The 12,444-nt window shown below is 40.0% G+C and carries 12 protein-coding genes; 11 read left to right on the top strand and 1 reads right to left on the bottom strand.

The genetic code is table 11. The features are described 5' to 3' along the window. Nucleotides 1-5 precede the first annotated feature (5 nt). The 7 genes from gltD (at nucleotide 6) to NSQ62_RS16510 (ending at nucleotide 7,836) form a co-directional block, all read left to right on the top strand. Nucleotides 6-1,487 carry a glutamate synthase small subunit gene (gene gltD / locus NSQ62_RS16540; protein WP_341321190.1) on the top strand — a complete coding sequence of 494 codons (1,482 nt, stop codon included), beginning with the start codon at nucleotides 6-8 and terminating at the stop codon, nucleotides 1,485-1,487. 659 nt (nucleotides 1,488-2,146) lie between these two features. Continuing rightward, the gene (gene sufC, locus NSQ62_RS16535; protein WP_341321189.1) at nucleotides 2,147-2,929 is read left to right on the top strand and encodes a Fe-S cluster assembly ATPase SufC; all 783 of its coding nucleotides are present in this window, start codon (nucleotides 2,147-2,149) and stop codon (nucleotides 2,927-2,929) included. Nucleotides 2,930-2,947: 18 nt separating this feature from the next. After that, the gene (gene sufD / locus NSQ62_RS16530) at nucleotides 2,948-4,255 is read left to right on the top strand and encodes a Fe-S cluster assembly protein SufD (protein ID WP_341321188.1); all 1,308 of its coding nucleotides are present in this window, start codon (nucleotides 2,948-2,950) and stop codon (nucleotides 4,253-4,255) included. Next, nucleotides 4,255-5,484 carry a cysteine desulfurase gene (locus NSQ62_RS16525; RefSeq protein WP_341321187.1) on the top strand — a complete coding sequence of 410 codons (1,230 nt, stop codon included), beginning with the start codon at nucleotides 4,255-4,257 and terminating at the stop codon, nucleotides 5,482-5,484. The genes sufD and NSQ62_RS16525 overlap by 1 nt, the downstream gene beginning before the upstream one ends. Further along, on the top strand, nucleotides 5,474-5,914 hold the full coding sequence (sufU, locus tag NSQ62_RS16520) for a Fe-S cluster assembly sulfur transfer protein SufU (protein WP_341321186.1): 441 nt from the start codon (nucleotides 5,474-5,476) through the stop codon (nucleotides 5,912-5,914). The genes NSQ62_RS16525 and sufU overlap by 11 nt, the downstream gene beginning before the upstream one ends. A 186-nt stretch (nucleotides 5,915-6,100) precedes the next feature. After that, entirely contained in the window at nucleotides 6,101-7,498 is a 1,398-nt protein-coding gene (sufB, locus tag NSQ62_RS16515; RefSeq protein ID WP_341321185.1) for a Fe-S cluster assembly protein SufB, read from the top strand. A gap of 194 nt (nucleotides 7,499-7,692) precedes the next feature. Next, entirely contained in the window at nucleotides 7,693-7,836 is a 144-nt protein-coding gene (locus NSQ62_RS16510) for a hypothetical protein (RefSeq protein WP_341321184.1), read from the top strand. Nucleotides 7,837-7,879: 43 nt separating this feature from the next. Here the strand turns inward: NSQ62_RS16510 and NSQ62_RS16505 are convergent, their stop codons facing one another. Further along, on the bottom strand, nucleotides 7,880-8,194 hold the full coding sequence (locus tag NSQ62_RS16505; protein ID WP_341321183.1) for a thioredoxin family protein: 315 nt from the start codon (nucleotides 8,192-8,194) through the stop codon (nucleotides 7,880-7,882). Between the two features lie 385 nt (nucleotides 8,195-8,579). On the opposite strand from NSQ62_RS16505, the gene NSQ62_RS16500 reads away from it, so the two are divergent. Genes NSQ62_RS16500 through NSQ62_RS16485 form a run of 4 tightly spaced genes read left to right on the top strand, consistent with a single transcriptional unit; the run spans nucleotide 8,580 to nucleotide 12,443 of the window. Next, nucleotides 8,580-9,614, top strand: coding sequence for a sulfate ABC transporter substrate-binding protein (locus NSQ62_RS16500; RefSeq protein ID WP_341321182.1), 1,035 nt, complete (start codon nucleotides 8,580-8,582; stop codon nucleotides 9,612-9,614). Nucleotides 9,615-9,629: 15 nt separating this feature from the next. Next, nucleotides 9,630-10,466 carry a sulfate ABC transporter permease subunit CysT gene (gene cysT, locus NSQ62_RS16495; RefSeq protein WP_341321181.1) on the top strand — a complete coding sequence of 279 codons (837 nt, stop codon included), beginning with the start codon at nucleotides 9,630-9,632 and terminating at the stop codon, nucleotides 10,464-10,466. A gap of 60 nt (nucleotides 10,467-10,526) precedes the next feature. Then, the gene (gene cysW / locus NSQ62_RS16490; RefSeq protein WP_341323959.1) at nucleotides 10,527-11,354 is read left to right on the top strand and encodes a sulfate ABC transporter permease subunit CysW; all 828 of its coding nucleotides are present in this window, start codon (nucleotides 10,527-10,529) and stop codon (nucleotides 11,352-11,354) included. Between the two features lie 15 nt (nucleotides 11,355-11,369). Beyond that, the gene (locus tag NSQ62_RS16485; protein WP_341321180.1) at nucleotides 11,370-12,443 is read left to right on the top strand and encodes a sulfate ABC transporter ATP-binding protein; all 1,074 of its coding nucleotides are present in this window, start codon (nucleotides 11,370-11,372) and stop codon (nucleotides 12,441-12,443) included. Nucleotide 12,444 lies beyond the last annotated feature (1 nt).

Below are 12,444 nucleotides of genomic sequence, written 5' to 3'. Positions count from 1 at the left end.
TTCTAATGGGAAAACCAACGGGATTTATGGAATATAAGCGTGAAAAGGTTCAAGAAAAAGCACCACTAGAGCGTATTTCGAGCTGGAAGGAATATACGAGCAAGCTGCCAGACGAAAAATTACAAACACAAGGTGCACGCTGTATGGATTGTGGGACACCGTTTTGCCATATGGGAATTGAAATTCGTGGCACAGCAGCAGGATGCCCAATTAACAACGTCATCCCAGAGTGGAATGATTTAGTGTACAAAGGGCAATGGGAGGAAGCACTAAAACGTCTACACATGACGAACAACTTCCCAGAATTCACAGGGCGCGTTTGTCCAGCACCTTGTGAAGGTTCTTGTACGCTAGCGATTACGGATCCAGCTGTAGCCATCAAATCTATTGAACGTACCATTATTGATAAAGGCTTTGAAAATGGCTGGGTAACACCACGTATCCCAGCGGAACGTTCAGGCTATAAAGTAGCCATCGTTGGTTCAGGTCCAGCAGGCTTAGCGGCAGCAGATGAATTAAATCAAATGGGGCATTCGGTAACCGTATACGAGCGTTCTGACCGCTTTGGTGGCTTACTTATGTACGGCATTCCAAATATGAAGCTTGAAAAAGAAGTGATTGAACGCCGCGTGAATTTATTATCACTTGAGGGCATTCAATTTGTGGCCAACACAGAAGTGGGGAAAGACATTACAAAAGAACAGCTGCAGCAGCAGTATGATGCCGTCATTTTATGTACCGGTGCACAAAAGCAGCGTACGCTTCATATGGAAGGTAGCGATGCGGGGAATATTCATTTAGCAATGGATTATTTAACAGAGGTGACAAAGAGCTTACTCGATTCAAAATTTAAAGATAAAAAAGCATTAAATGTAGCGGGTCAGGACGTGATTGTCATTGGTGGTGGTGATACAGGTGCAGACTGTGTCGCAACAGCACTTCGTCAAAAATGCCGCTCGGTGTACCAATTCGGTAAGCACCCACAGCAAGCAACGACGCGTACAGAGGATACGATGTGGCCAAAAGACCCGAATGTGTATACGTTAGATTATGCGTATGCAGAAGCAGATGCAAAATACGGACGTGATCCACGTGAATACTGCATTCAAACGACAAAAATTGTGAAGGATGTAAAAGGCAACGTGAAAGAGCTTCACACGATTCAAATGGAAAAAATCTTAGGTGAAGATGGCTTCCACTACTTTAAGGAGCTCCCAGGCACAGAAAAAGTATGGCCAGCCCAGCATGTGTTTGTGGCAATTGGCTTTGAAGGCGCAGAAAAAGAAACACCAGAGCATTTTGGCGTAGAATTTACAAACAACCGTATCCGCGCATCGATTAAAGACTATGAAACAAGTATCCCAGGCTTATTCGCGGCAGGTGATGCACGCCGTGGTCAAAGCTTAGTGGTGTGGGCGATTAAAGAGGGGCGCGCGGTTGCAGCAAGTGTGCACTATTACTTACAAGAGCAAACGGTCAACGCTTAATAAATAGAGTGTCCCTGATTTTTGGGGCACTCTATTTTTTGTGTCCACAATTTAATAAAGAAAGGGCTGTTTTCTAAAAAAAAGAATGAGGGAATAGCGAAGTGAAATGGATTGAATTTCTAAAAATAGGGGGAGCCTTAAAATGAAATATTATTTTTTGTGAGAAATATGAGCTTGGAAATTGCAGGAATTATTTAATAAAGACGAGATTAAGCGTAAATGGCAAACGCTTATTAAAGCGCAACAATCTCCTAAAGAAAGCCCATATGAAGGGGTGCAGACACCATAAAAGGTCTGTCAAAAATGACTTTGATGTGAGGTGATTAATTTAATGATTAAGATAATACGGATCGTAAAATAATGAACTAAATATAAATTAAGGCTGTTACATTGAAAAGTCAAAAGTAACAGACTTTTTCAACATGCAAACAGTGAAATTGATTCTCAATTGAAACTTTCGAATTGAAAATGATAAATTCAGAGGAAACGCGTCATCTCTAGTGAAAACAAACCAAAATAAAGCGTTTTCACAGAGAAAGAGCGATTTTTTAATTAAAATCATTCTAAACTATTTGCAACAAGCAATAATTTCAGTTAAGATTGTTTATGACAAAAAAAGCACAATATTTTTGTGCTAATGAACATTTGGAGGTAATTTAATGGCAACTTTAGAAATTAAAGATCTTCACGTTGAAATCGACGGAAAAGAGATTTTAAAAGGGTTAAACCTTACAATTAACACAAACGAAGTACACGCAATCATGGGACCAAACGGTACTGGTAAATCAACGTTAGCTTCAGCAATTATGGGGCACCCTAAATATGTAGTAACTCAAGGTGAAGTATTAATCGATGGTGCAAACGTATTAGAAATGGAAGTAGATGAGCGCGCTCAAGCGGGTCTTTTCTTAGCAATGCAATATCCATCAGAAATTCCTGGTGTAACGAATGCTGACTTCTTACGTTCTGCAATCAATTCACGTCGTGAAGAAGGCGATGAAATTTCGTTAATGAAATTCATCCGTGAATTAGACAAAACAATGGAATTCTTAGAAATGCCAGAAGAAATGGCGCAACGTTACTTAAACGAAGGCTTCTCTGGCGGTGAAAAAAAACGTAACGAAATTCTACAAATGATGATGATCAAACCAACATTCGGTATCTTAGATGAAATCGACTCTGGTTTAGATATCGATGCATTAAAAGTAGTATCTAAAGGGATCAACCAAATGCGCGGCGAAGGCTTCGGTTGCTTAATGATCACTCACTACCAACGCTTATTAAACTACATCACACCTGATCATGTGCACGTAATGATGCAAGGTAAAGTAGTGAAATCTGGTGGCGCAGAATTAGCTCACCGTTTAGAAGCAGAAGGTTACGACTGGATCAAACAAGAGCTAGGTATTGAAAATACTGACGCGGTAACAGAAGAAGCATAATTAGGGAGGACGACGAAGATGACGGTTGAAACAAAATTAGCGTTATCAGCAGAAGAAGTACGCTCGTTCTCAACAACTAACAATGAGCCAGCAGCATTTGCTGATTTCCGTGTCGCTGCGATTGAAAAAGCAACAACACTAGAATTACCAAAGCCAGACAGAACAAATATTTCGAAGTGGAATTTCATCGATTTTCCTACACATACTGTAGAAAGCGCACCTTTCGCCTCTTTAGACGAAGTGCCTGCAGAAGTGAAAGCGGTAATCGATGCTGAAACACAAGAAAATTTATATATTCAACGTAACAACACACCAGCATTTATCAAAGTTTCTAAAGAACTTACTGATAAAGGTGTGATTTTCACAGATATTCAAACTGCGATTCGTGAGCATGCGGATTTAGTAGAAAAATATTTCATGACAACGGCTGTAAAAGTAGATGAGCATAAATTAACGGCTTATCACACAGCATTAGTAAACGGTGGTATTTTCGTATACGTTCCTCGTAACGTAGTGATTGAAGCACCTTTACAAGTTGTATTCTTAAACGACAATCCAGAAGCTTCTTTATTCAACCACGTATTAATCGTTGCAGAAGAATCTTCAGCAGTAACATATGTAGAAACATATATCTCTACATTTGAAGAAGCAAAAGGCCAAGTGAACGTTGTAACAGAAGTAATCGCAAAAGATAATGCGCAAGTTACTTTTGGTGCAGTAGATAACTTAGCAAAAGGCTTCACTGCTTATGTAAGTCGTCGTGGCCACGCATTACGCGATGCAAAAATTGACTGGGCATTAGGTTTAATGACAAACTCAGATACAATTTATGAAAACACAACGAACTTAATCGGCGATAACTCTACTTCAGATTTCAAAATGGTTACTGTAGGTAGCGGCAATCAAAAATTAAACTTCACAACATTAATCCGTCAATGGGGCAAAAACTCAGACGGTCAAATTTTAAAACACGGTGTTATGAAAGATGCCGCACAATCAATCTTTAACGGGATTGGTCACATCATGCACGGTGGTACGAAAGCAAATGCTGAACAAGAGTCTCGCGTATTAATGCTTTCTGAAAAAGCACGTGGCGATGCAAACCCAATTCTATTAATTGATGAAGACGATGTAACAGCAGGACACGCAGCATCTGTTGGACGTGTTGACCCAACTCAACTGTACTACTTAATGAGCCGTGGTATCTCTCAAACAGAAGCAGAGCGCCTTGTAATTCATGGATTCCTTGCGCCAGTTGTTAGGAACCTTCCAATCGAAGGCGTTAAAAAGCAGCTGACGGAGGTTATCGAAAGGAAAGTTCGATAATGATACCTAAAGAGATTAAAAGCTATTTTCCGATTTTAAATCAGGAAGTCAATGGACATCCTTTAGTTTATTTAGATAGTGCTGCAACTTCGCAAAAACCGATTCAAGTAATTGAAGCATTAACTAACTACTACAATCTTGATAATTCAAACGTTCACCGTGGTGTGCATACACTTGGAAATCGTGCGACAGATTCTTATGAAGGCGCCCGTGAAAAGGTTCGTAAGTTTATTAATGCAAGCTCAATGCAAGAAATCATTTTTACACGTGGTACAACAACCGCATTAAACACAGTAGCGTCAGGCTATGGCCGTCAGAACATTGTCGAGGGCGATGAAATTGTCATTACGTACATGGAACATCACTCAAACATTATTCCGTGGCAACAGCTTGCCAAAGAAAAAGGCGCAGTACTGAAATATATCGAACTTGAAGCAAATGGTACACTTTCATTAGAAAAGGTACGTGAGACGATTACGCCAAAAACGAAAATCGTTTCAGTTATGTATGTTTCAAACGTATTAGGTACAATCAATCCAATCAAAGACATCGCAAAAATTGCCCATGAAAATGGCGCAATCATGGTAGCGGACTTAGCGCAAGCAGCACCGCACATGAAAATCGATGTACAAGATTTAGATGTTGATTTTGCAGCACTTTCTGGGCATAAAATGTGTGCTCCTACTGGAATTGGTGTACTATATGGTAAAAAAGCGCTTCTTGAAGAAATGGAACCGGTAGAATTCGGTGGAGAAATGATTGATTTTGTAGGCTTACAAGAATCAACATGGAAAGAGTTACCATGGAAGTTTGAAGGTGGTACCCCAATCATTGCAGGTGCAATTGGTTTAGGTGCAGCAATCGACTTTTTAGAAGAAATCGGCTTAGACAACATCGCAGCACATGAGCACGCATTAGCGGGCTATGCGATGGACAATCTCTCAACGATTGAAGGCTTAACGATTTTCGGACCACGTGACCCAATGGAACGTTGCGGACTTGTAACATTCAATTTAGACGATGTGCATCCTCACGATGTCGCAACCGTTTTAGATATGAGTGGGATTGCCGTTCGTGCCGGACACCACTGCGCTCAACCGTTAATGAAATGGCTTCAAGTATCAGCCACAGCGCGTGCAAGCTTCTACATGTACAATGACGAAGCAGATATAGACGCACTTGTAGCTGGACTGCGCTCAGCGAAGGAGTATTTTGGCGATGTCTTTTAATAATTTAGATCAACTATATCGTTCCGTAATCATGGATCACTATAAAAATCCTCGTAACAAAGGGTCTTTAGATGAAAATACAGTAACAATTGATATGAACAACCCAACTTGTGGTGACCGTATCCATTTAACATTAAAGCTAAACGATGGCATCGTAGAAGATGCAAAATTTGACGGCGAAGGCTGCTCAATTTCAATGTCTTCTGCATCAATGATGACACAAATCGTTAAAGGCAAAAAATTAGACGAAGCGTTAGAACTAGCGGAGATTTTCTCGAAAATGATGCTAGGTCAGGACTTCGACGATGAAAAATACGATCTTGGCGATGTTGAAGCACTGCAAGGTGTCGCAAAATTCCCAGCACGTATTAAATGCGCGACATTGGCTTGGAAAGCAATGGAAAAAGGCGTAAACAACGAAATGAAGTAAGTGGTAGTAGGCTAAGTCGCACAATTTGCACCTTAGCTCTTCTACTTTTATCTATCTAGGTTAAAGCGCTAGCCGTTCGGACTTTTCGATTCCTTCCTACGTGTGCGAGCACACTTGTCGGGAACCTCCAACGTCTATCACGGCTAAACGAGCGATTTGACCTTTTAAATGAACGGAGGAGACAACATGGCTAAAAAAATGCCTGATATCGGCGATTACAAATATGGTTTCCATGATAAGGACGTATCGATTTTCCGTTCTGAGCGTGGATTAACAGAAGAAATCGTTCGTGAAATTTCTACTATGAAAGATGAGCCACAGTGGATGCTTGATTACCGCTTAAAAGCTCTTAATAAATTCTATGAAATGCCAATGCCTCAATGGGGCGGGGACCTTGCATCATTAAACTTCGATGAAATTACGTACTACGTAAAACCATCAGAAGCGACGCAAAAATCTTGGGATGAAGTACCTGAAGAAATCAAGGCAACTTTTGATAAATTAGGTATTCCTGAAGCAGAGCAAAAATACCTTGCAGGTGTATCAGCTCAGTACGAATCTGAAGTAGTTTACCATAACATGAAGCAAGACCTTACAGATATGGGGATTATCTTCAAAGATACAGACTCAGCGTTAAAAGAAAATGAAGATATTTTCAAAGAGCACTGGGGTACTGTAATCCCTTACACAGATAATAAGTTCTCAGCACTTAACTCAGCAGTATGGTCTGGTGGTTCATTCATCTACATGCCAAAAGGTGTTAAACTAGATACGCCTTTACAAGCTTACTTCCGTATTAACTCTGAAAACATGGGTCAATTCGAGCGTACGCTAATCATCGTAGACGAAGATGCATCTGTACACTACGTTGAAGGCTGTACAGCACCAGTTTACACATCTAACTCTCTACACTCAGCTGTAGTAGAAATCATCGTTAAAAAGAACGCTTACTGCCGTTACACAACAATCCAAAACTGGGCAAACAACGTATACAACCTAGTAACGAAACGTACGGTTGTTGAAGAGAACGGTACGATGGAATGGATCGACGGTAACATCGGTTCTAAATTAACAATGAAATACCCAGCATGTATCCTTAAAGGTGAAGGTGCTCGTGGTATGACATTATCTATCGCCATCGCAGGTAAAGGTCAACACCAACACGCAGGCGCGAAAATGATTCACTTAGCACCAAACACGTCTTCAACAATCGTTTCAAAATCGATTGCAAAACAAGGCGGTAAGGTAACATATATGGGTCAAGTAAAATTCGGTAAAAATGCTAAAGGTGCACGTGCAAACATTGAATGTGACACACTAATCATGGATAACGAATCAACATCTGATACAATTCCATACAACGAAATCTTAAACGATAATGTATCTTTAGAGCACGAAGCGAAAGTTTCAAAAGTATCTGAAGAGCAATTATTCTATCTAATGTCTCGTGGTATTTCTGAAGAAGAAGCGACAGAAATGATCGTAATGGGCTTCATTGAGCCATTCACAAAAGAATTACCAATGGAATATGCAGTAGAAATGAACCGTCTTATCAAGTTTGAGATGGAAGGTTCTATCGGATAACTCAATACTCAGACACTTGCTGTACGATGCAGCAAGTGTTTTTTCTTTGTTTAAAGAGAATTTGTGTTGAATTCGTGAATAATTGTTCTGAAAAATAAGGAATTTTTGCTAAATTGCGCTGTATATGTTTACAATAATTGTATAAGATGGAATAATGGATAGTATACATAATGAGCATATAAGGAGTGATTTTAATGGAAAATTTATTCTGGCCAATTACATTAGGCGTACCTGCTGCTGTACTTGTCGTAGCAGTTGTTATTATCTTTTGGGCATTAGGTGAAAAGAAAAAAGGCAAGCTTTGGAAAAACGAAGAGCATGAAGGTATCATTAAATAATTAAAAAATGCTTCAAACGCGGTTTTTGCGTTTGAAGCATTTTTTATTTTAAACCAGCAATAAAGTTTTCAATTTCTTCTTGTGTCTTACGGTCTTTGCTTACGAAGCGACCTAGCTCAGTGTCTTGCTCGTAAGCAACAAAGCTCGGAATCCCAATGACATTTAATTCGATACATAAATCGATGAAGTCATCACGATTTACTTTAACAAATTCATAGTCAGCAAATTTTTCTACGACCTCAGGCATAAAAGGATCGATAAAACGGCAATCGGGGCACCAGTCTGCCGTAAATTCGAAGACAACTGCTGAACCATTTTTAAGTTCATTAAATTGCTCAATGGATTGTAATACTTGCAATGGAAAATCCTCCTTTAAAAAGTTGTATGTATACAATCACTATGTCGGATTGCTATTAATAATTATGCGTAATCGCTTAAGGATTTGCAAACATCTTAATGATGTCAGAAAAATCTAAAAATAAACTTGACAATTTAAAGGGATTCAAATATTATAATGTTTATTAGAATACTATGAATTAAAGCTCACTAGAAAACTAGAGGCAGTTCGATGTAAGGGTGCAACTTAATTGCAGCTTATATCGAGCTGCCTTTTTGTTTATATCCTTTGGAGAGTAAGTAGTGTTATTTAATTCATACATAGTTAGTAAGGATAATTTAAATTTGCTGATTAGAAGAACTAAAGGCATAAATACATTTTTTGAGGAAACTAGGAGGAATTTATTATGAAAAAACGTTCAATTTTTAGCAGAGCAGCAATCATTTTAAGCACGGTAGCATTATTAGCAGCTTGTGGAGACGAAGCAGGATCTGGCTCTGCAAAATCAAATGATGCCATTGAAATATTAAATGTTTCGTATGATCCAACACGTGAGTTATACAAAGAATTCAACGAGGAATTTGCGAATTATTGGCAGCAGGAAAAAGGACAAACTGTGACGATTAATCAGTCACATGGTGGCTCTGGTAGTCAGGCCCGTTCTGTAATTGACGGATTAGATGCTGACGTAGTAACGCTTGCATTAGCTTATGATGTGGATGCGATTGCAGAAAGACAGCTGTTAGATGAAGATTGGATTAATCGTTTAGAGGACAATTCAGCACCATATACATCGACAATTGTCTTTTTAGTACGTAAAGGCAATCCAAAGGACATTCAAGACTGGGATGATTTAGTGAAAGACGGTGTATCGGTTATTACACCAAATCCAAAAACATCTGGTGGTGCGCGCTGGAATTACTTAGCAGCGTGGGGCTATGCACTTGAGAAATACGGCAATGACGAAACGAAGGCACAGCAGTTTGTTGAAAATATTTATAAGCGCGTAGAGGTTTTAGATTCAGGTGCACGTGGCTCTACTACGACATTTGTTGAAAAACAAATTGGCGATGTATTAATTGCTTGGGAAAATGAGGCTTTTTTAGCTATTAATGAGTTAGGTGAAGATCAATTCGAAATTGTCGCACCGTCAATTAGTATTCTTGCGGAGCCGTCAATAGCGGTCGTTGATCGTATAGTTGATAAAAAAGGTACGCGTGAGGTTGCAGAAGCTTACTTAAATTACTTATACACGGACATAGGTCAGGAAATTGCGGCTGAAAATTATTATCGTCCGCGCTCAGAGGAAATTGCAGCAAAATACAAAGACCAATTCCCAGATATTCAGTTATTCACGATTGATGAGAAATTCGGAAGCTGGAAAGAGGCACAAGAGACACACTTTGCTGATGACGGTGTGTTTGATTCCATCTATGAATAGTAGGGCGGTTAAGTGATGAAAAAGCGTAAAAAGAAAAATGTTCTGCCTGGTTTCGGACTGTCGATGGGCATTACGACATTATATATTAGCTTATTAATTTTAATTCCGTTATCGATGATTTTTATTGAGACGTCAAAGCTCAGCTGGAGTGAGTTTTGGAAGGTTGCTACGAGTACGCGAATGATGCATGCCTATAAAATCTCATTCACAACGGCATTTGCCGCAGCATTTTTTAATGCCATCTTTGGCTTTATTATTGCCTGGGTGCTTGTACGCTACACATTCCCAGGAAAGCGAATCATTGATGGCATTATTGATTTGCCATTCGCTTTGCCAACAGCGGTTGCCGGTATTGCGTTAACGACGCTATATGCACCGAATGGCTGGATTGGTCAGTTTTTCGCAGATCTTGGTATTAAAATTTCCTTTACACCAATCGGGATTACGATTGCGCTCATGTTTATCGGATTACCGTTCGTTGTACGCATGGTGCAGCCAGTATTAGAAAATCTGGAAAAAGAGGTGGAGGAGGCAGCAACAAGCTTAGGCGCCTCCAAACGCTTAACCTTTACGAAGGTTATTTTTCCGGAAGTATTGCCAGCGTTATTAGCAGGCTTCTCATTGGCATTTGCACGTGGCTTAGGTGAGTATGGATCGGTTGTATTTATTGCAGGGAATATGCCGATGAAAACCGAAATTGCGCCACTGATGATAATGACAAAGCTCGAACAATTCGATTATGCGGGTGCGACGGCGATTGCGACAGTGATGCTTGTTATTTCGTTTATTTGTTTAATCATTATTAACTTGCTTCAAAAATGGAGCAGACGACATGAATTTCAAAGTGAATAGGGGGGAAACGATGTGAATACTGAGGCAGCAAAATACGAGGGGGAGCTTGCGACGGCTACTGTGAAAAAGAAGGAGCCGGTGAACTGGACGAAGCGTGTATTAATATCAACTATGTTTTTGTATTTAATTCTGTTTCTTCTCGTGCCACTTATTTTTATTTTTGTAAAAGCATTTGAGCAGGGGGCTGCAGTTTATTTTGCAGCCATTACAGAAAGTGATGCACTGTCCGCGATTAAGCTGACACTACTAGTTGCAGTCATTACGGTGCCAATTAACACGATTTTTGGTATTGCGGCTGCGTGGTGTATTACAAAGTTTCAATTTAGAGGAAAACAAATTTTATTATCGATTATTGAATTGCCATTTGCCGTGTCTCCTGTCATTGCAGGGCTTGTCTTTATTTTACTTTTTAGTCCGAGTGGTGCGTTAGGAACCTGGCTAGCGGACTGGGGGATAAAAATGATTTTCTCTGTACCGGGGATTATTATTGCCACGATTTTTATTACCTTACCATTTATCGCCCGTGAGCTGATTCCCGTTATGCAGGCACAAGGAACGGCTGAAGAGGAAGCGGCGATTTCACTCGGTGCAAATGGTTGGCAAATGTTCCGTCAGGTCACATTACCTTCAATTAAATGGGGACTGATTTATGGCATGATTTTATGTAATGCGCGCGCGATTGGCGAGTTCGGGGCAGTTTCCGTTGTATCTGGAAGAATTCGAGGGATGACCAATACGATGCCACTGCATGTGGAAATCTTGTATAACGAGTATCAGTTTGCCGCAGCCTTTGCTGTAGCCTCACTCATGTCATTACTAGCGCTTGTGACGCTACTTGTGAAAACGTGGATTGAATGGAAATCAGAAAAAGAAGAACATCAAGTATAAGGTTAGGTGAGAGATATGTCGATTGAAATACGCAATGTAACAAAGCATTACGGCTCTTTTCAAGCATTAACAGATATTAATTTGACGATTCCAAAAGGAGAGCTAGTTGCCTTACTTGGACCATCAGGCTCAGGTAAAACGACATTGCTTCGTATTATTGCGGGATTGGAATCAATTGATCAAGGAGAAATTTTATTTGATGGTCAAGATTTAAGTGATGTGCTAGTTAATCAACGCAATGTTGGCTTTGTGTTTCAGCATTACGCGTTGTTTAAGCATATGACGGTATTCGATAATATTGCATTCGGCTTAAATGTACGTAAAAGAAGCTTACGCCCGTCTAAGCAGGAAATCGCAAACAAAGTGAATGAATTACTAGATTTAGTCAAGCTAAGTGGCTTTGCAAAACGTTATCCGTCACAGCTTTCTGGTGGACAGCGCCAACGTGTGGCGTTAGCTCGTGCATTAGCTGTTGAACCGAAAATTTTATTATTAGATGAGCCGTTCGGGGCACTAGATGCGAAAGTGCGAAAAGAGCTACGCCGCTGGTTAAGAAAGCTGCACAATGAAATTAACGTGACAAGTGTCTTTGTAACGCATGACCAAGAAGAGGCACTTGATGTAGCAGACCGCATTGTCATTATGAATAAAGGTAAAATTGAGCAGCTTGGCACACCGACAGAAGTATATGACCAGCCATTGACACCATTTGTTTATGACTTTTTAGGCAATGTCAATTTATTTCACGGACGCCTACATAAAGGGAAATTAGCATTTGGTTCAACGCAGCTTGATGTACCCGATCATATAGAAGCTACTGATGTGCAGGCGGTTGGCTATGTGCGCCCACATCATTTGAAAATCGAACGCGAAAAATATAATGAAGAGGCGATTGCCGCAACGATTACGTTTATGCATTCGATTGGGCCGACATGGTATATCGAAATGAAGCGTGAGGAGAGCGATGCATATGTGGAAGTCGAGCTGAGTCGTGAGGATTTCACACAGCTGGAGCTTCAGTTAAATGAGTGTGTTTATGTAAGCCCGAAGGAAATCAAAGTGTTTATTCCAGAGGATTTTATTATTTAGG

The organism is Solibacillus sp. FSL H8-0523 (assembly GCF_038051985.1).
Taxonomy (GTDB): Bacteria; Bacillota; Bacilli; order Bacillales_A; family Planococcaceae; genus Solibacillus.
The sequence above is the reverse complement of the archived record's forward strand: the minus strand, read 5'-3'. Positions and strand labels throughout refer to the sequence as shown.